Source organism: Microaerobacter geothermalis (genome assembly GCF_021608135.1).
GTDB classification, from domain to species: Bacteria; Bacillota; Bacilli; order DSM-22679; family DSM-22679; genus Microaerobacter; species Microaerobacter geothermalis.
The window spans coordinates 34305-55162 of the sequence record NZ_JAKIHL010000013.1 but is presented as its reverse complement, the minus strand read 5'-3'; the positions used below and the strand labels follow the sequence as shown (position 1 = coordinate 55162).

Genomic DNA, 20858 nt, shown 5'->3' with positions numbered 1-20858 from the left:
AAAATGATGAAGGGGGAAACACAAAAATGAAAAAATGGTTTGGTTTGGTTGTTGTTTTATTGCTTGCCTTTAGTTTGGCTGCATGCAGCAACGGAGGATCTGAACAAGCAACAGAATCAACAGGAAATGATGCTTCTCCAGCGGCAGATAATGGCCAGAAAGTCATTGGACTTTCAATTTCTACATTAAACAATCCATTCTTTGTTGATTTAAAGGATGGTGCCCAAAAGGCCGCTGATGAATTGGGCTATAAACTGGTTGTCGTTGATGCTCAAGATGATCCCAGCAAACAAGTGGCTGACGTAGAAGATCTTGTACAACAGAAAGTGGATTTGATTCTCATTAATCCTACGGATAGTGCAGCTGTGGTGACTGCGGTTGAAGCTGCAAATCAAGCAAATATTCCTGTAATAACCGTTGACAGAGGTTCTGACGGCGGTGAAGTAGTAACCCATATTGCTTCTGATAACGTTGCAGGAGGAGTCTTAGCAGGTGAATTTATCAATGATAAATTAAATGGGCAAGGAAAAATTGTGGAGCTGGAAGGTATCCCGGGAACTTCTGCTGCCCGTGATCGCGGCAAAGGATTTAATGAAGTGGTTGGAAAGAACTCTGGTTTAGAAGTGGTCGCAAAACAACCTGCCGATTTTGACCGTGCAAAAGGATTATCCGTAATGGAAAATATCCTTCAGGCCCAACCAGAAATTGATGCCGTTTTTGCTCATAATGATGAGATGGCTTTAGGGGCATTGGAAGCCATTAAAGCTGCTGGCCGTCAGGATCAAATCATTGTTGTTGGATTCGATGCCACAGCAGATGCCGTGAAAGCAGTGGAAGAAGGAACGTTGGCTGCTACGGTTGCTCAACAGCCAAAGCTAATTGGTGAGTTGGCCGTTAAGAATGGACAAAAGGTACTCAATGGAGAAAAAGTGGAAGAATTTATTCCCGTTGAATTAAAGCTAATCAAAAAGTAATGGAGATATCAAAACTGGCACCTACTCAAACAGGTGCCAGTTTTTAATTGGAAGAGGTTCAACACATTTTCTCATTTTTCCTAACAACAAAATAAGAGGACATAGTTATTGATCATAAAAACTATAAATACTTGGATAACATCCTTTATTTACCGTAAAGTGATTGACAGGCTAAGATCTTTGAATCAATAGCATTTTTATATTATAATTAGTATAATTTAAATGCTATTTTTATAAATTACCCATCCAAAGAAAATTATAAGGTTACGTAGAAGTCAAATGGAGGCGATTTTACATGTACGTTGTCATGAATATCCTTGAAGTCCCCGCAGAAGGAAAGAATAAAATGATTGAGCTATTCAGTAAAAGTGCGGATAATATGAGAAGTGTACCCGGTTGCTTGGAATTTCAATTTCTCAATTCTACAGAGGAAAATAAGCAAATTGTGTATACAAAATGGGAAAGCAAGGAAGCCTTTAAGGCTTGGACAGAAAGCGAGGCGTTTCGTAAAGCTCACGAAGAACGTCGCACAAGGGGAACAACTGCCACCGGGTCAAAAATAGAAACTTATGAGGTGGTCCATCACGCCGATTATTAGGCATGGTATTTGGGATCTTTTTGGACAAGAAGGTGGAGACCTTTTATAAATGAAATGGATACTCTGTTAAACTCCTCGGCTTGATCAACATTGCAAACATGTCCGCAATTTTTTAACACCACAAGCCGGGAGTATTTTTTTTCTTTAATGAATGATTGAATGGGCGGCAAGAACATATAATCTTCTTCACCCATGATATAGAGGGTTGGAATTTGAAATTCTTTCATTCTAATATTTTTTAAGAAGGGATTAATATTCTTGGTTAGTTTAAACCAGCGGATAAACTCTTTTTGGCACAATTTTTTCGCTTCATTTACAAATAACAAACGGGAGTGAGTATGCCTTTCTCTTGGCATAATGATCCAGGCAAACAGCTTGTACAACCACATATAGGGAAGTATATACTTTCCAAGATTTCCGATAGAGATCAGGAAATTAGAGCGAAGATTTAATTTGGTAACCGCACCTGCCAGGATCATGGAGCGAATTTTGGAAGGTGAGGTTTCAGCTATGGTTTGGATGATGATTGTCCCAAGGGAAACGCCGATAAAATGAGCAGATGTAATCTTAAGGTGATCGACTACCTCTAAAACATCTTTGCTTACTTCATGAAAAGTGTAATTTCGATGGGACTGTCGGATCAGGTCCTTTGATTTTCCATGGCCCCGCAAATCGATAAGCAACAGATTAAAGTATTTTTTAAATCTCTTAATCTGTTTATACCATATATTAGAACTTCCTCCTGCGCCGTGGACAAAGACAACCCAGTCGTAATTTTCTCCCAGTTGATAGGTCTTGTAGTGTAGCATGAAGTATATCCCCTCCACGCTACATTATATCGAATTTTGTCGAATTCTCCAGAAAATAATCTTTGATTTCCTAAAAATTAATACTGTTTTAGGTATCGCCTAATCTCCCAGGTATGGACCTCTTCGGCATATTCCTCCCACTCCTTTCTTTTGGCGTTCAGGTAAGAGTAGAAAGTATGTTCACCTAAGGTTTCTTTCATTAACGGATCTTGCTCCATGTGATCCAATGCCTCCTGTAGGCTGCGGGGGAAGCGCTGAATCTGATAGTCATTTCTTTCAGCTGAATTCATATCATATATATTTTTATCTACCGCAGGTGGAGGAGTCATTTTCTTTTTGATTCCTTCTAAACCTGCTTTCAGCATAACGGCGAATACCAGATAAGGATTGGCTGTGGGATCAGGATTTCGGAGTTCAATCCGTGTGGATTTTTGAGTCCCGATGGGGATGCGTATGAGTGCAGAACGGTTTGACGCTGACCAGGCAATGTTGGTCGGAGCTTCATAACCGGGAAGAAGCCGTTTATAAGAGTTGATGGTTGGGTTGCAGATGGCGGCCATTCCTTTAGCATGGGTTAATAATCCGCCAATGTAATAGTGTGCGGCTTCACTTAGTCCGCGTTCATCATTTTCATCAAAGAAGGCATTTATTCCATCCTTAACCAGGGACTGATTGCAGTGCATCGCATTTCCGTTTTGTCCGGAAAAGGGCTTGGGAATGAAGGAAGCATAAAGCCCATGGGCTTGGGCAATATTTTTTACTATCTGTTTGAAGATCATCCATTTATCAGCCATCCTTAGTGCTTCATCATATTTAAAATCTACTTCATGCTGTCCCGGGGCAACTTCATGATGGGAGGCCTCGATTGAAAAACCAAGCTTCCTCATGGTTAGTATGATATCCCGCCGGGCGTCTTCTCCTTTGTCCACAGGAGATAAGTCAAAATACCCGGCATCGTCATGAATGTCAAAGACCGGTCTGCCCTTTTCATCGGTATAAAAAAGAAAGAATTCGCCTTCAGGTCCAACGTTTAAAGTATAGCCCATTTCTTTTGCTTCATTTAAAGCTCGTTTCAAAATATTGCGGGGACATCCTTCAAAGGGTTTTCCGTCTGTGGTATATACATCGCAGAACATATAGGCAACCCCTTTTTCATCAGGGCGCCAAGTGATGGGTTGAAAGGTATCCGGATCAGGCATCAGATACATATCAGATTCTTCAATTCTTGCAAAACCATCGATAGATGAGCCGTCAAACATCAGTTCACCATTCAAGGCTTTATCCAACTCATCCGTCGTTATGGCCACATTTTTTGCAAAGCCAAAGATATCGGTAAATTGCAGACGAATAAACTGGATTTGATTTTCCTTCACCTTTTCCCAGATCAATTGCTTTTTTGAATCCGGTTGTAATTCTGTTAACAACATCATATTTTATCCCTCCCATTTTTTAAACATCATCAGGGACAGTTTCCACCGACGTCCCTTCCAAAATTTTACCATTCCTCGGGCATTTCAAACAAACCGTCTATTTCCGTATTTATCAGCATAAACCATCATCAGGAATCATGAACGTTTATGAACTTCCAAATTCACCTGCTTTATCGGTTTTCCTCATAATTCCAATCCCATCGTTTCATGTTTATGGATTACAGGATGTGAATATGTTTCTTAGTCACAATATTTCTTTATCGCAATAAAGTCTAGGTAGAGCAAAATAAGGAAGATAGATAAGACATTCGAATTTTCAATAAGCAAAATTGTACGAAAATTCGCATTTGATTCTAGTGTGTGCTAAAGGGTATTTATTTATGATAAAAATTGTCAATACATAAAAATATATAAGGGGGTATATAGAATATGACCGGATTAAACACAGGCATAAATAACAAGATGGAATTACAGTCTAAAAGTAATAAGGATGTTATTAAATTTTTTCTTTTTAGTTTGATTGGTATATTTATGTTTTTTATACCAATCACGATCGGTGGCAAGTCAACAATTCCACTGGATCATATTGTAACGTTTATTAAATCAACATTCCCATCCTTAGCACCAATATATGCATTAATTGTTATTTTTCTGGGCAGTATTCATCCTTTCGTAAAGAAAACATGGAATAAAACTAATGTTGATCTTATTTTTTCATTCTTAAAAATATTAGGATTTATTGTTGCAATCATGTTGTACTTTAAAATTGGACCGCAATGGCTATTTGAAAAAGATTTAGGGCCATTTTTGTTTGACAAACTTGTTATCCCTGTTGGAATACTCGTTCCTGTCGGTTCAGTATTTTTAGCATTGTTAGTAGGATATGGGCTCCTAGAATTTATCGGTGTTTTATTTAGGCCCATTATGAAGCCAATATGGAAAACACCCGGGAGATCAGCCATTGATGCGGTTGCTTCATTCGTAGGAAGTTATTCAATCGGTCTATTGATTACTAATCGAGTATTTAAAGAAGGTAAATATACGATTAAAGAGGCATGTATTATAGCAACAGGATTTTCGACGGTATCTGCAACTTTCATGATTGTAGTGGCAAAAACGTTAGACTTAATGAATATATGGAACTTATATTTTTGGACTACTCTGATTATTACTTTTCTTGTAACTGCGATTACCGTTCGGATTAGACCTTTAAGTAAAAAAAGTGATGCGTATATTACAGAAGGTGCTCCAGAATTTGAAGTTAAAGGTAATTTATTTAAGATAGCATGGGATGAAGCTATAAAAGCAGTCAAGGTTGCTCCAAGTTTAGGGTCAAATATTTTGGGAAACCTTAAAGATGGTTTTGTAATGACAATGAGTATACTTCCTTCAATCATGTCTGTAGGATTAATAGGACTAGTATTGGCAAAATATACCCCTCTATTTGATGGGATAGGGTATCTGTTTTACCCGTTTACTTGGGTCCTGCAAATACCGGAACCAATCTTAACAGCTAAAGCATTATCGGTAGGAATCGCAGAAATGTTTTTACCTTCTTTGTTAGTAGTAAGTGCACCTCTGGTTACTAAATTTATTATTGCAGTGGTTTCAGTATCTTCTATATTGTTTTTCTCAGCGTCAATCCCCTGTATTTTATCTACAGAAATCCCAATTCGTATTTCAGAGCTGGTGATAATATGGCTTGAGAGAACACTCCTTACTTTAATTTTAGTAACCCCTGTTGCTTTTTCATTGCTATAGTATATATCCTGTTTGATTCGCTTAATATGAACATATAAAATAATTGATGAGGAACCAAGAAAAATGATGGTTCCTTTTCTAAATAATGAAATTAAATAAAATTTGATATTGAGAGGAAGGTTACTGTGCGGAATTTGATCCATCTTCCTTCAGAAGACCTGCGTTGTAAGAACTGGCAAATCGAAGGAATCATGAGGATGCTGATCAATACCATCGATTCTGATGTGGCAGAGGATCCGGATCAGCTGATTGTATATGGGACGGGCAAAGCAGCAAGAAACCAGGAAGCCGTTCGCAAAATAATTGAAGAATTGGAACAATTGAATGAAGATGAAACCCTTCTCATCCAATCGGGAAAACCGGCAGTGGTTTTCCGGACCTCGGAGAATGCCCCAAGGGTAATTGCGGTAAATTCGGTAGTGGTTCCTGCCTATGCAAACTGGAAAAAATTTCGCCAGCTTGAACAGAAAGGGCTAACCATGTATGGACAATCCACAGCCAGTGCCTGGGCCTATATTGGTATGCAGGGGATCCTTCAGGGTACCTATGAAACCTTCCATGAGGTAGCGGCCCAGCATTTTCAGGGGAATCTGAATGGGAAATGGATTCTTACCAGCGGTCTTGGTGGGATGGGCAGTGCACAGCCCATCGCGATTAAGATGAATGGAGGAGTTTCCCTGGTGGTGGAAGTGGATCCTGCAAAGGTAGAAAGAAGTATTAAATATAATGTATGTGATGTAGCTACCGACTCCCTTGACGAGGCCTTGCATGATGTGAAAATGGCGATACGCCGTCAAACCCCTTTAAGCATCGCCTTGATCGGGAATGCATCGGATGTGTACCAAGAGCTTTTGTACAGAGGCAACATTCCCGATGTGGTGACGGATCAGACGTCTGCCCATGATTTGCTGAACGGGTATATCCCTTCAGACTACACGGTCCAACATGCGTTCCGTATCCGCCAACAGGTTCCAGAAATGTACCTGGAAGATGCCAAACGGACGGTCGTGCAGCACGTAAAGGCAATGGTAGAGTTTCAGAAAAGAGGCGCAGTTGTTTTTGACTATGGAAATAATATCCGACAGCAGGCCTATATGGCAGGATTAGAGGAAGCTTTTTCATTTTCCAACTTCATTCCGGCTTATATTCGGCATCTTCAATGCGAAGGGTATAGTCCTTTCCGTTGGATTGCTTTATCCGGTAACCCAAATGATATCTATAAGATTGATCAATTTATACTAAATCGTCTATCGGGAAATGATAGAATTAAGCGATGGATTCAATTTGCCCAGGCCAATGTCCGCTTTCAGGGACTTCCCGCTAGAATCTGCTGGTTGAAGGCTGAGGATCGGATTTTCCTCGCCGAAAAAGTAAATGAGATGGTTGCCAGTAAGATGATTCAAGCACCGGTGGTGTTCACCCGTGATCATATGGATGCGGGTTCTATGGCATCTCCCTTAAGGGAGACAGAAGGAATGAGAGATGGCAGCGACGTCATCGGAGATTGGCCCATTTTAAATGCTCTGTTAAACACGGCGAATGGGGCAACTTTTGTCAGTTTCCATCATGGAGGCGGCGTCGGAATCGGTTATTCTCTCCATGCCGGAATGAGCATTGTGGCTGATGGAAGTAAACAAATGACCGAAAAATTTCATCAAGTATTCCTGGGCGATGTCGGTTTGGGAATTGTCCGCTATGCCGATGCCGGATATGATATTGCACAGAAAAAAGCGGAAGAACTTGGGATTGATATAAAGCATCAATGAGGAGGAAGCTATGGATGTTTTGGTTGCAGAAAGAAGTGAGTTTCATCGCAATGGACTAAAATGGATGCTGCATAACTCCGGGCTAGCCATTGATGAATATACAGAGCTTTCCACAGCCGACGAATTCATAACAGAAATAAATAGGGGCCAGTATGACCTGATGATCATTGATGTGGATATGTTAAGGGAGAATGATTGGAGAAAACTTTCCTCGATTACTGATAACTCTATCCTCATCGGGACAACGGAAATAAAGGATTTTCAAACTGCAGTAAGATGTATGGAGGTCCGTTTTTCCCGCTTATTTATCAAACCGATAAATATTCAAAATTTAATGAAGACGTTAAACGAACTTGTAGAAAAGAAGAAAGAAGAAACAATGAAAGACACCCAAAGTGAAATGGAAAAGGCGAAGAAACACTGGGTAGAAAAGCTCATTTCAGGTGAGGTTACCCATCTTAAAGAAATATGGGATCAAGCCCTTCAATTGGGCTATCAGTCCCTTCCTACCGTGGTCATAACGGCCCAAATCAGTCGGTTAAACCAACAGATGAGAAATAAAAGTGATTTGTGGAAAAAGAAAGTTCTTTCCCAGCTGTATGGGCTGATTGAAAGATTTTGCAAGAGTCACAGATTAATCTCTGCATCAGTTAATGATGAATTTGTCATCCTTTACATCCCCAAAAAAGGGGAGCAAAAGAAAGAGACAATAAATATAGTAAAAAGCTTGGGAAATCAGCTGCTGGAGTGGGTAAAAAATGAATCCGGTCATGCATTGTATATAGCGATTGGAAGTGAGTACAAAGATCCGATGAATTTATACCATTCGTATCATGAAGCCAAGCAATTGCAGTCCTTGCAGTTTTATTTTTCTCAGGGAAAAGTAAGCCACTATTCAGATTATCCGGACCTGTTTCGCAAAGAAGTAGTAGAACAATCTGAAGTACCTCTGACTAGCGATGAGGTAAAGGATGATAACATTCAATTTCTCTTTCACCACCTTGAGAGGAACTTAAAGGAGTGGAAAATGAAGGGGGTTAACCCCATATATTACAAATTGACCCTTATTTTTATTCTTAAGGAACTATTAAATAAGTATCAAAAGAGTGAAAAAGAACGATTTAAATCATTTTTGAAATATAGCGAAAATATTCTAAATAGTCAATCGGTTGATGAAATATTTCCAGCGATCAAGGAATATTTTATGGAGCTTTCCGATTCCAAAGCGTTCAATATTCATCATCTAGTCGTTGAAAGGGCCTTGGAGTTTATTCATAAAAATTATATGAGAAGTATCACCTTAGATGAAGTATCTGAAGAAGTAAGTCGCAGTCCATATTATTTCAGCCATCTGTTTAAAAAAGTGATGAACATGACCTTTGTGGAGTATCTGACCCATTTAAGAATTAAAAAAGCGAAGGAACTGTTGCTGGAAGATGATTTAACGGTTGGTGAAATTGCTTCGATGGTCGGATACCAGGACCCTAATTATTTCAGCCGGGTATTTAAGGCTATCAGCGGAGATTCACCCAAGCAGTGGAAAACGCAAAAAAATCTAGAAAGGACAAGAAATTGAACTTACGCCGGCACAAGGTATGTGGCCGCCGTGGACCTTTCCCGGCCTTCCGTTTAAACGGTAGTCCCCCTATTCTCAACAGTTAACCAACTGCCAGTTTACGACTTGTCAGTATACGACCTGTCAGTTTACGACGTGGCAAAATGTTGCGAACATTCTTAAGAAAGTCTAGGGATATTTAAAGGAATTCCCATTAAGATAGAAATAGAAAGTACATTGGTATAAACGATTTGTCAAGGGAGGAACAATATCATGAGCAAATCAGTGTCAACACCAAGAGAAGTTCGGGCACCCCGCGGAACCCGGTTAAATGCAAAAGGTTGGATTCAGGAAGCTGTTCTTCGGATGTTGATGAACAACCTGGATCCTGACGTGGCAGAACACCCGGAGAAACTGGTGGTGTACGGAGGAATCGGAAGAGCGGCAAGAAATTGGGAAGCCTTCGATAAAATTGTAGAAACGCTGAAGAAACTGGAAGAAAATGAAACGCTTTTAATTCAATCCGGCAAACCAGTCGCGGTATTTCGCACCCATAAGGATGCACCAAGGGTACTTTTGGCCAACTCCAATATTGTTCCGGCATGGGCCAACTGGGATACCTTCCATGAATTAGATAAAAAGGGATTAATCATGTATGGCCAAATGACGGCCGGTAGCTGGATTTACATTGGAAGTCAGGGGATTGTTCAGGGGACCTACGAAACCTTTGCTGAATGTGCCAGGCAGCATTTTGGGGGCTCCTTAAAGGGAACCATTACCGTTACCGCAGGATTGGGAGGGATGGGTGGCGCCCAGCCTTTGGCTGTAACCATGAATGACGGCGTGGTCATCGGCATTGAAGTGGATCGCACCCGAATTGAAAAACGGATTCAAACCCGATATTGCGATATGATGGTGGAATCCTTAGATGAGGCGATTGAAATTGCCCAAAAGGCAAAGGAAGAAGGGAAAGCCGTTTCTATTGGGCTTCTAGGAAATGCAGCGGAGGTTCTTCCGGAAATGATTCAGCGCAATTTTATTCCTGATATCATCACAGACCAAACCTCTGCCCATGACCCGTTGAACGGTTATCTTCCCGCAGGGATGACTTTGGAAGAGGGAGAAGAACTAAGGCAGAACAATCCTGAGGAGTATGTGAAACGTTCAAAAACCAGCATGGCTGTCCACGTGCAAGCGATACTGTCCATGCAGAAGCGCGGTGCTGTTGCTTTTGATTACGGAAACAACATTCGTCAAGTGGCTTATGATGAAGGGGTAAAAAATGCCTTTGATTTCCCGGGGTTTGTTCCAGCCTATATCAGACCCCAGTTCTGCGAAGGAAAGGGTCCTTTCCGCTGGGTGGCTTTATCTGGAGATCCTCAAGATATCTACAAGACCGATGAGGTGATTTTAAGGGAATTCTCCTACAATACCCACCTCTGCAAATGGATCAAGATGGCCCAGGAGCGCATTGCCTTTCAAGGACTTCCTGCCCGTATTTGCTGGTTGGGTTACGGAGAAAGGGCTAAATTTGGAAAAATCATCAATGACATGGTGGCTTCCGGAGAAATTTCTGCCCCTATTGTAATTGGCCGGGATCACTTAGATGCGGGTTCAGTGGCTTCTCCAAACCGTGAGACCGAATCGATGAAGGATGGCAGTGATGCCATCGCCGATTGGCCCATCTTAAATGCACTGGTGAATACGGCAGCAGGTGCCAGTTGGGTATCGGTTCATCATGGTGGCGGCGTAGGAATGGGATATTCCCTTCATGCAGGAATGGTGGTTGTTGCGGATGGAACTGAAGATGCCGCGAAACGTCTGGAACGGGTACTCACCACTGATCCTGGAATGGGTGTCGTCAGACATGCCGATGCCGGCTATGATCTAGCCATTGAAACGGCTAGGAAAAAAGGAATCCACATGCCGATGTTGAAATAAAGGAGTTCATATCATGAATTCAGTGATTTATATCAGGAATGCTTCACAGGTTGTAACAGTCGCAGGGGCCAGTAGAGCCCCGAAAAGAGGACCGAAGATGGAAGAGTTGCAGATAATCCATCACGGCGGTGTGGTTGTTCAGGATGACCGTATCCTATTTGTTGGTTCAGATCAAGATGCGGAAGAATTTGTCGAAGATCAATTTGGTCATGTTAAAGAAAATATACGACTCATTGATGCTTCCGGTAAAATCGTTACTCCCGGGTTAATTGATCCCCATACCCATGTGGTGTTTGCCGGAAGCCGGGAAAAGGAACTGGAAATGAGGCTTCAGGGCTCCACTTATATTGAAATCCTGAAGCAGGGCGGGGGAATTTTATATACGACCACCCAAACCCGTGCGGCTTCAGAGGAGCAGCTTTTAGATGAATCCCTGAAGCGGCTCAACCGGTTTCTGGAATATGGGGTAACCACCATTGAAGCCAAGAGTGGCTATGGATTAACTGTGGAGGATGAGTTGAAGCAGCTTCGGGTGGCCCGTCGATTAAATGAAACCCATCCTATTGATATTGTTTCCACCTTTATGGGGGCACACGCCGTCCCTGTGGAATTTAAGGAGAATCCCGATGATTATGTTCACATCGTCATTGAGGAGATGATCCCTCAAGTAGCGGAAGAAGGATTGGCACAATTTTGTGATGTATTTTGCGAAGAAGGGGTTTTCACCGTGGAACAGTCGGAACGGATCCTTGAAGCCGGGAAAAGGTTTGGACTGATCCCCAAAATCCATGCCGATGAGATTGTCCAGTTTGGCGGAGCGGAATTGGCGGCTAAAGTGGGAGCCATTTCAGCCGATCATCTTCTGAAGGCATCGGATGAGGGTATCAAGAGGATGGCAGAAGCGGGAGTGGTGGCTGTTTTACTTCCTGGAACGGCATTTTTCCTCATGGAGGAACCGGCCAATGCCAGAAAAATCATTGAAGCGGGAGTTCCCGTGGCTTTGTCAACGGATCGAAATCCTGGTTCTTCCCCGACAGAATCCCTCCCCCTCATCATGAACCTGGCCTGTCTCACCATGAAAATGACACCTGCTGAGGTGATAGCAGCTTGTACTATCAATGCAGCCCATGCCATTGGACGTGCTGGTGAAATTGGCAGTATCGAGGTGGGGAAAAAGGCGGATCTCGTCATCTTTGATGCTCCCAACTATCAATATCTTCAATATAATTTTGGAGTCAACTTAGTAGATTCCGTTGTAAAGAACGGAAACCTTGTAGTTGAAAGGAGAAAATAAGATGACTTATCCTTACCAGTTTATTGATCCGCCACAGGTGATATACAGAGGTAAGCCGGGATCTCTGGATGAGATGAAAATGGATCAATTGATTCAGGAACACAAACCGGGAAACCCCTTTGATGTCGGGCTGATTGGTGTTCCCCTCTCGAGGTCATCCATCAGTCCTTCGGCTGCCAGCGAGAATCCCAATACCATCCGAGGGATTTGGAGGTCCTTTTCAACCTATAACATCGATTATGATATTAACCTTAATCGGTTAAAGATTGCAGATATCGGCGATATTAGGATGCATATCACGGATATCCTTCGCTGTCATCAGAATATAGAAAATGGGGTTGTTGAAATTTTGGAAGCTAATCCTTCTTTCCTTCCTGTTTTCATAGGAGGAGACCATTCCATCACCTGCCCCATTGTGAAGGGATTAAAGAAATTTTATGGAGTACAAGGAATGGGAAGGGATGGGAAGATCGGAATCCTGCAATTTGATACTCACTTTGATTTGCGTGATTTAAAGGATGGGGGGCCAAGCAACGGCACCCCGATTCGCGGGTTGATTGAATCGGGAGTCATTGAAGGACAGCATGTGGTCAATATTGGACTCCATGGCTATTTTAATACGCACTCCTTAAAAAAATATGCTGACGAGAACGGGGTCAAATATTACACAATAAGAGAAGTTCGCAAACAAGGGATTGAACAGATCATCTCAGAAGCAATTCAGTACCTTAAGGAAAAAGTGGATTTTATCTATGTGACGGTGGATATTGATGTTCTTGATATTGCGTTTGCCCCTGCAGCTCCAGCTTCTACACCGGGAGGTTTAACCACCTGGGAACTCTTTGAAGCCGTCTATTTAGCAGGGAAAGAAGAGAAAGTGATTGGCATGGATGTCGTTTGCTTAGACCCTCATCGGGACCTGAGGAACCTGGCAACTGTTAAAACGGGAGCCCATGTGATTCTAAACTCCTTGTGTGGGTACCTTTCAAGAAAGTGAGCAAAAACTTTACATTTTATAGTAACTATAATATAATTTGAGCATAATGATAAAAATGATCATGCAACAGGTATCTACATAGACGGAATTAAAGAGTTCACTAAGGACGCATCTATAATATGTCAGGAAGGGTGATTCATATGGTTCCCACTTTATTTGTTTGCCATGGGGCACCGTCGCTTGTTATTGAAGATAACGAATATACTCGATTTCTAAAGAATCTGGCAAAGAAATTAAACAAACCTGAAGCAATTGTCATTTTTACGGCCCATTGGGAAAGTGAGGTCATGAAAATTTCCTCATTGAAAGGTCCCTATGAAACCATTTATGATTTTTATGGTTTCCCAGAAGAGTTGTATTCGATCAAATATCCGGCGAAGGGCTCTGTTCAATTGTCCGAGCAGCTTCAGGAGATGTTTCAAACCAAGGGAATTAAAACGGTGAAAGATACTCAGCGGGGATTAGACCACGGCTCCTGGGTAATCCTTCAATTAATGTATCCCGAAGCGGATGTTCCTGTGGTTCAGATTTCTGTAAATCCTACCCTTTCACCAAAAGAACAGTATAAAATCGGTGAAGCCATAGCGGATTTAAGGGATCAGAATGTGTTGATCATTGGAAGTGGCGCCACCGTACACAATTTGGGCACTTTAAAATGGGACATGAAAGCTTCTGAAGAATGGGCAGTTCAATTTGATGACTGGTTGATCGATAAAGTAGAAAATTGGGATGTAAAGTCCATATTTTCATATAGGGATCTAGCTCCCCATGCCCGTCTTGCCGTACCGCGAGAAGAACATTTTGTTCCATTGCTTATCACCATGGGAAGCGGAGATAAGAGTAGAAAGGCCAGGCTTCTCTACCGAGGCTACGATTTTGGAACATTAAGCTACATTTGCATGAAATTCGAGTAAAGCGATCCAGCACCAAACGGATCGTTTTATTTTTTGATATGCCCCCCGTCTTAAGACAAGGGGAGGCTTGTAAGAAGGAGGCTCAACTGATTTGGCAAATGCCCTAAATCTTGGTATGATTACCCTATATGAGAGAATAAGGGGTGGATTGAAATGAATATCAAAATTTCAACGGAGGCCATTTCTACCATTGCAACTGACTGTCTGATTGTAACTTATTGCGAAGATCAGGATAATGTGAAGGGTTTTACCAAAGCCGTAGATGAAGCCCTTGAACATCGGATCTCACAGCTAATTGCCGAGAAAGAGATCAAAGGGAAATTTGGAGAGGTAACCCTGCTGCATAATTGGGGGAAGATCCCTGCCAAGCGGACACTTGTCATTGGATTGGGTAAGGAAAGCAAACTGACCGTTGAAAAAGTACGGGATGCCATGGGAATTGCAGCTCGACACGCACAAAAAGTGGGTATTAAGAACCTAACCTTTGGAGTTTCCAATTATTATGTTGAGAAAAAACTCTGGAATCCCGTAGATATTATTCAGGGGATTGTTGAAGGAGCAGAATTGGGAACCTATACCTTTAAAGGATATAAAAAGAAAGAGGAAAATGAAGTCTCTATCCAGGAATTTATACTTGTTGTTGATTCTGCTCTAAAAAAAGAGGCTATTGAGGTTGGATTAGAGCGTGCAAAGGTAGCGGCCCATGCAACAAAGCTAGCTCGGAACCTTGTCAATGAGCCGGGGAATAAAATGACCCCTGCCATCCTTGCAGAACGAGCCAAACAAATCGCACATAAACGGAATCTGGAGGTTCATATCTTAGATAAAGCAGATTTAGAAGAATTGGGAATGGGAGCTTTGCTTGGGGTAGGCCAAGCCAGTGCCAATGAGCCCAAGATGATTGTATTGAAATATATCGGTGCCCCTGAGACCAAAGAAGTTCTTGGATTTGTTGGAAAAGGAATCACCTTTGATACCGGAGGAATTCAGGTGAAACCGGACGAAGGAATGGGCGAAATGAAGACGGATATGGCAGGGGCAGCAGCGGTGATTTGTGCTATGGATGCAATTGGTGCACTTCGCCCCCATGTGAATGTCATTGCCGTGGTGCCTGCCTGTGAAAACATGATTTCCGGCAATAATCTGAAGCCAGCTGATGTGATCACTTCCTTCTCAGGGAAAACCATAGAAATTGTTCATACGGATGCTGAAGGGCGACTCATTCTTGCAGATGGCATTGCCTATGCGAAGCATCTTGGGGCAACCAAGCTTGTCGATGTTGCGACCTTGACGGGTTCGGTGATTTCTGCCCTGGGGCGTGAAGCGACCGGATTGATTACCAATGATGAGGAATGGGCCAATGAAGTGAAAACAGCTGCCCGGATCGCTGGGGAGAAGGTTTGGCAGCTGCCCAATTATGAAGAATATCAGGAATATATTGAGAGCGAAATTGCGGATATCAAGAATGATGCCGGTCCAGCCGCAGGCTGTATTCAGGGGGGGATATTTATTGGAGCCTTTGCTGAAGATACTCCTTGGGTTCATCTGGATATTGCCGGGACAGCCACCGCAAAAAAAGATAAGGGACATCATCCCAAAGGGGCAACCGGAGTGGGAGTTCGGACCTTGTTGAAACTGGCCATTCGCTACGCTTCTCATTAATAACCACTATTTAAAGGAGATATTGTCATGCGCATTCTTTCAGGTATACAACCTTCAGGGAACTTGCATCTGGGGAACTATTTCGGAATGATGAAACGAATGATCGATCAGCAGGAGAATCATGAATTATTCTGCTTTCTGGTCAATTATCATGCCTTAACCTCTGTTTTTGACCGTGAGTATCTGCGCAAACAGACCTTTGGAGCCGCCTGTGATTTTCTTGCCTTGGGCCTTGACCCCGATAAAACGGTCTTTTGGATTCAGTCGGATGTTCCGGAAGTAACCGAGTTAACCTGGCTGCTTTCCAATGTAACCGGAGTTGGTCTTTTGGAACGCTGTCATGCCTATAAAGATAAGGTGGCGAAAGGGATTGCTGCTAACTTTGGCCTTTTTTCCTATCCGGTTCTCATGGCTGCCGATATTCTTTGTTTTGGCGGGGAAAGGGTGCCTGTAGGAAAGGATCAGAAGCAGCATTTGGAAGTAACCCGGGATATCGCCATTCGGTTTAACCAAACCTATGGCGAAACCTTTGTCATTCCTGAAGCGGATATTGAAGAAAATGTGGCTGTTGTACCGGGGATTGACGGAGAAAAAATGTCCAAATCCTATGGTAACACCATTGAAATTTTTTCCGATGAACAAACCCTCAGGAACAAGGTGATGTCCATTAAGACCGATTCTACCCCAGTTGATGAACCGAAGCCCATCGAGGGGAATATTCTTTATGAATTGTATTCCTTGTTCCTAGATGACAAGGGAAAAGCAGAATTGAGGGAACGTTTCTTAACTCCGGGGCTAAGATACGGAGATGTGAAGAAAGAGCTGTTTGCCATTATCTGGGAATATTTTGCTCCCTACCGGAAAGAACGGGAAAAGTTAGAAGCTGACAGAGGATACGTGATTGACACCATGAAAAAGGGTGCTGAAAAGGCTCGGAATGTTGCTCGCATTTATCTGGACAAAGCCAGAAGCCAAGTTGGACTGGATTATTGGGATCAATGATCAGAATCGAATAATCTTGGATAATACAAATAATCTCCGATGTAGATATCATCGGAGTTTTTTTGTGCAAAGCACTCCTGTTCATCTATTTTAATATGTGAATATATGTCTCCCATCCTCTCTTTTTGAATAATAAGTGGTATTTGTTTGCAAACTATCAGATGACATCAGATCCAAAATACATGAAAAGGAAAGGCGGAATGATCTATGGCAGATCAAATGGAGGATTTAAAAAATACCTTAACCTATATTTACTCTGAGCTGAATCGGATTCAAACCATTGCCGGAACCCTTTCAACCATTGAAAATCGGCATTACAGGGATTTGTTGAATATGGGGGATGACCGGTTGAATCAAATGGCCAATGAAGAGCAGAATGCGGCCAGACAATTGGGACAAGTGAAGCAAATGTGTTTAACGATGGCGCAAAAGGTAGACGAGCTGCAAAAAAATGATGGCCAGACGCTTCAGTAGGTGAACATCATGTTTAAATTTTTAAGCAATTTTGCCCGAAGCATCGTCAATGAAGCGGTAGATAAAGCGATAGAACGCATAGCCAGGGATCAATATACGGAAAATTTATTTGAGTTGGTCCCTGTCACACAAAAAGTGGGTCTAGTCAACCTCATGGAAATTGTCATGCGGTCAAGTCAAGGTCAGCCGCCAACACGACCTTTAGGGAGCCATATTAGATTTTCACCATGGGATAAACTTCTGTTTAATCCCGTTCACCTGTACTTTTTTCCGACACCGGAAAATGTCAGCATAACCACAGCTGTTACCATTGGCCCTAGAGCAAGAAAACCATTAACCATTTCTATTCCCATCATGATCGCGGGAATGTCCTTTGGGGGAGCGCTCAGCAAAAATGCCAAGATAGCTCTTGCCAAAGCTGCTTCTAAGATTGGGACAGCCACCAATAGCGGGGAGGCTGGGCTTATGGGAGAGGAAAGGGATGCTGCCGCTTTGTTCATTGGTCAATATAATCGGGGTGGATGGTTAAATACGAAGGAAAAATATGCTCGTTTGGATGCTATTGAAATCCAACTGGGACAAGGGGCACAGGGTTCAAGCCCCCAAAGGACTTCTACCAAAAATATAGGTCCTGAATATAGAGAAGTTTTCGGTATTCCTGAAGGAGGAGATGCCCTCATTCATTCTCGTTTGCCGGGGATAGATACCAAAGAGCAATTTATGACTCTAGTTCGAAAATTAAAAGATGAAACCGAGGTTCCCGTTGGATTAAAAATTGCCGCCACCCATCACTTAGAACATGAATTGCAAATCGCCATTGAAGCAGGCGTTGATTTTATCACCGTGGATGGTGCGGAGGGAGGAACCCATGCAGCGGCTCCAAGTTTGGAAGATGATCTGGGACTTCCCACTCTTTTTGCTGTATCCCGTGCGTCCAAGTTTCTGGCGAAAAAAGGAATCGATCAGGATGTGAGCCTCATTGCAACGGGAGGATTGGTTACACCTGGCGAGTATTTGAAGGCAATAGCCCTTGGCGCAAATGCCGTATACATTGGAACGGCTGCTATTATGGCACTGGTGGGGGATCAGATGGCAAAAGCCGCTCCATTTGAACCTCCAACCGATTTGGTGGTATATAACGCCAAGATGACTGAGAGACTGGATATTGACCGAGGTGCTACCAATGTATTTAACTTTTTGAATGCAGCGGTCCGTGAAATGGAACTGATTTGTTATTCCCTTGGGAAAACAAGTGTTGCCGATGTTTCCAGATTGGACTTATGTACATTGGACCCTTTTCTCTCCCGGGCAATCGGAGTGGATCTTGGATTTGTCTCCCATGAGGAACAGCAGGAATATTTCAAAGATTTTTCCCGCCTTCCCGTGGTTTACCCACCCGATATGGTCGATCCTGCGGTTTACTCATCTCAACTGGAGAACCCAATCCATTAAGAGTGGGTGAAATCAAAACCATTGATAAGAGCAATGATACCCTCAATTTACCTTAGTGGATGAGGGTATTTTTTCTGATACTTCGTTTAGGGCTTTTTCCTCTATGGGGATGCGAACCATGGTTAACAGCAAACCATTCAGTATGGGAAATAATAAAGCGGGAATATATAGGCCAAAAATTAGGGGAAGGGTAAACAATTCTATGGAGACCACCAAATAATTGGGATGACGGAAAAAACGGTAAGGTCCGCTGCATATCGGCTGAGAGCCTGGCAGAACAATAATCCGGGTATTCCAAAAGGGGCCAAGGGAGCGTATACACCAGTAACGAAGTCCCTGGGCAAGTATGAAAATGACCAATGGCAAAGTCCACCAAACCGGGGGGTAGACTCCAAACCATACGGCTTCTCCGATCATTGCAGCGAAAAAAAAGATATGTAGCCACACAATATATTTATAATGTTCTTTTCCCACTTCAAATCCGCCTTTTGAGAACATCATTTCCTTGTTCTGGTTGGCTATTTTTATTTCTGCAATTCTTTGAAGTGTGACAATTCCCATCATGATAAGAAAAAATGTCATCAATCGTTCATCTCCCTGTCAGTTCCACTGTACAAGAAGCAATTCTGAACTAAATCCCGGACCCAAAGCTGCAATTAAACCGTAATCTCCTTTATGCACAGGAGATTCTAACACCTGTTGGAGAACAAAAAGAACAGTGGGGGATGACATATTTCCATAATCTTTTAATACCTGTTTGGCGGATGACAACTTTTGAGAGGGGATTCCCAATGATTCTTCATAGGCAGCAATCACCTTCATCCCCCCGGGATGAGTAATGAAATGCCGAATATCGTCCATGCTAAGCTGAAATCTGTCTAGAAATTGAAGGACATTGGACTTCATCCACTTGTTGACAATGGATGGGATGTCCCTGGAAAAGATGACCTTTAACCCTGAATTGGTAATATCCCATCCCATCACATCCAGAGAATCCTTCCACGTGGTACTCATGGTATCCACGACTTGCGGCATTGGAGAATGTATTTCCGCCAGATTGGTTTTCCTCTGGTGCAGGGCTTCATGTCCCATAACTAGGACAGCTGCGGCTCCATCGGCAAAAAGGCTGGTTCCGATCAAATTGCTTTTGGAATGATCATTTTGAAGGAAGGTAAGTCCGCATAACTCTATCGCAAGTACCAACACGATGCTGTCGGGAAAGGCTCGGGCGTATTCATAGGCCCGGGTCAGTCCAACGGCGCCTCCTGCACAGCCTAATCCCCATATCGGTGTTCGTTTGATTTGGGGCTTCATGTTCAGGAGATTGATCAATCTGGCATCCATGCTGGGAGTGGCAAAACCAGTGGTTGAAACAAAAATAAAATAGTCAATCTCCGAAGGATGGAGATTTATAGGGTCTAAACATTTGTTAATGGCTTCCATCCCTAATCGTTCTGCAGTTTCTATATATAGACGATTTTTCTCTTCCTGATCATGGTCCTGTTCAAACCATTTCGGAGGGACGCTAAAGTATCTGGTTTCAATCTGGGAATTTTCAAATACCGTTAACAATCGATCAATATCCCGGAATGAGTGATTAAATAATTTTTTTACCAATTGTTTGGCCAAATCCTGTGAAATGCGGTAAGGAGGAACAGCCACTCCTACGGATGAAATAGTTGACACGACGTGACCTCCCAGCTAGATGATTTAATCCAGTTTTAGGATTTGTTAACATGAGAATTTTTATTCGGTCGCCCCCCTTTTATCGATGAAGAACGGCGTATAAATCTAAGGTTTATGTGGATGGGAAGAGATAACATACGATGAAAAAAGCCTCGGACATTTCCGAGGCAAATTTTCATCGATGATGTTTGTAATTTAATTATTTTGCAGTTGAATCATCTTTAAATCCCACTTGTTTGTGAGATCCATCACAGAAGGGCTTGTTTTTGGATGCACCGCAACGGCAAATCGCAAATTGCTCATTCACATCATAAGCATTACCCTTCCCATCTTCCAACCGAACTGGGCCAGTCACAAGAAACGGGCCATCATCCAGTTTTTTAATAACCACATCAGACATATAATTCCCCCCCTTTTGGTCCATCGACTTTATTTTTTGTTTGATAGTTACGAAAAATCAGTAACTTTATTAGTTATATTAAATCAACCAGGATATATTTGTCAAGCAAAAATGAAATGTGACTACCTGTCAGAAATGGGTTG

General features: G+C 42.4%; 18 protein-coding genes. 13 read left to right on the top strand and 5 right to left on the bottom strand.

Annotation, left to right across the window (positions count from 1 at the left end):
- Positions 1-26 precede the first annotated feature (26 nt).
- Both rbsB and L1765_RS07300 read left to right on the top strand, forming a co-directional pair.
- Positions 27-974: a ribose ABC transporter substrate-binding protein RbsB gene (gene rbsB, locus L1765_RS07305; protein ID WP_236406018.1), complete on the top strand. Its 948-nt coding sequence runs from the start codon at positions 27-29 to the stop codon at positions 972-974.
- A gap of 295 nt (positions 975-1269) precedes the next feature.
- Complete coding sequence (locus L1765_RS07300) at positions 1270-1572, top strand: antibiotic biosynthesis monooxygenase family protein (protein WP_236406016.1); 303 nt, start codon at positions 1270-1272, stop codon at positions 1570-1572.
- Here the strand turns inward: L1765_RS07300 and L1765_RS07295 are convergent.
- Complete coding sequence (locus L1765_RS07295; RefSeq protein WP_236406015.1) at positions 1569-2381, bottom strand: alpha/beta fold hydrolase; 813 nt, start codon at positions 2379-2381, stop codon at positions 1569-1571. The two genes, L1765_RS07300 and L1765_RS07295, sit on opposite strands and share 4 nt — an antisense overlap.
- A 77-nt stretch (positions 2382-2458) precedes the next feature.
- On the bottom strand, positions 2459-3811 hold the full coding sequence (gene glnA, locus L1765_RS07290) for a type I glutamate--ammonia ligase (RefSeq protein WP_236406013.1): 1353 nt from the start codon (positions 3809-3811) through the stop codon (positions 2459-2461).
- Between the two features lie 462 nt (positions 3812-4273).
- Between glnA and L1765_RS07285 the strand changes: the two genes are divergently transcribed.
- From L1765_RS07285 to L1765_RS07235, 11 genes are all read left to right on the top strand, one after another.
- Positions 4274-5572 (top strand): YjiH family protein, encoded by a 1299-nt coding sequence (locus L1765_RS07285; RefSeq protein WP_236406039.1) that lies wholly within the window; start codon positions 4274-4276, stop codon positions 5570-5572.
- A 125-nt stretch (positions 5573-5697) separates the two neighbouring features.
- Complete coding sequence (gene hutU / locus L1765_RS07280) at positions 5698-7338, top strand: urocanate hydratase (RefSeq protein WP_236406012.1); 1641 nt, start codon at positions 5698-5700, stop codon at positions 7336-7338.
- 10 nt (positions 7339-7348) lie between these two features.
- Positions 7349-8914, top strand: coding sequence for a helix-turn-helix domain-containing protein (locus L1765_RS07275; protein ID WP_236406010.1), 1566 nt, complete (start codon positions 7349-7351; stop codon positions 8912-8914).
- Positions 8915-9166: 252 nt separating this feature from the next.
- Positions 9167-10834 carry a urocanate hydratase gene (gene hutU, locus L1765_RS07270; RefSeq protein ID WP_236406008.1) on the top strand — a complete coding sequence of 556 codons (1668 nt, stop codon included), beginning with the start codon at positions 9167-9169 and terminating at the stop codon, positions 10832-10834.
- A 13-nt stretch (positions 10835-10847) separates the two neighbouring features.
- Positions 10848-12128, top strand: coding sequence for an imidazolonepropionase (gene hutI / locus L1765_RS07265; protein ID WP_236406007.1), 1281 nt, complete (start codon positions 10848-10850; stop codon positions 12126-12128).
- Position 12129: 1 nt separating this feature from the next.
- Complete coding sequence (locus L1765_RS07260) at positions 12130-13125, top strand: agmatinase family protein (RefSeq protein ID WP_236406006.1); 996 nt, start codon at positions 12130-12132, stop codon at positions 13123-13125.
- A gap of 140 nt (positions 13126-13265) precedes the next feature.
- Complete coding sequence (locus L1765_RS07255; RefSeq protein WP_236406037.1) at positions 13266-14039, top strand: DODA-type extradiol aromatic ring-opening family dioxygenase; 774 nt, start codon at positions 13266-13268, stop codon at positions 14037-14039.
- A gap of 153 nt (positions 14040-14192) precedes the next feature.
- Complete coding sequence (locus L1765_RS07250; protein ID WP_236406005.1) at positions 14193-15701, top strand: leucyl aminopeptidase; 1509 nt, start codon at positions 14193-14195, stop codon at positions 15699-15701.
- Between the two features lie 27 nt (positions 15702-15728).
- On the top strand, positions 15729-16703 hold the full coding sequence (trpS, locus tag L1765_RS07245) for a tryptophan--tRNA ligase (RefSeq protein ID WP_236406003.1): 975 nt from the start codon (positions 15729-15731) through the stop codon (positions 16701-16703).
- Between the two features lie 207 nt (positions 16704-16910).
- A complete protein-coding gene (locus L1765_RS07240) occupies positions 16911-17177 on the top strand; it encodes a hypothetical protein (protein ID WP_236406001.1) in 267 nt (88 codons plus the stop codon).
- Positions 17178-17186: 9 nt separating this feature from the next.
- Positions 17187-18629 carry an FMN-binding glutamate synthase family protein gene (locus L1765_RS07235; protein ID WP_236405999.1) on the top strand — a complete coding sequence of 481 codons (1443 nt, stop codon included), beginning with the start codon at positions 17187-17189 and terminating at the stop codon, positions 18627-18629.
- A gap of 42 nt (positions 18630-18671) precedes the next feature.
- Here the strand turns inward: L1765_RS07235 and L1765_RS07230 are convergent, their stop codons facing one another.
- From L1765_RS07230 to L1765_RS07220, 3 genes are all read right to left on the bottom strand, one after another.
- Positions 18672-19211 (bottom strand): isoprenylcysteine carboxyl methyltransferase family protein, encoded by a 540-nt coding sequence (locus L1765_RS07230; protein ID WP_236406035.1) that lies wholly within the window; start codon positions 19209-19211, stop codon positions 18672-18674.
- Between the two features lie 18 nt (positions 19212-19229).
- A complete protein-coding gene (locus tag L1765_RS07225; protein WP_236405998.1) occupies positions 19230-20315 on the bottom strand; it encodes a type III polyketide synthase in 1086 nt (361 codons plus the stop codon).
- Positions 20316-20514: 199 nt separating this feature from the next.
- Complete coding sequence (locus L1765_RS07220) at positions 20515-20715, bottom strand: CDGSH iron-sulfur domain-containing protein (RefSeq protein WP_236405995.1); 201 nt, start codon at positions 20713-20715, stop codon at positions 20515-20517.
- Between the last annotated feature and the right edge of the window lie 143 nt (positions 20716-20858).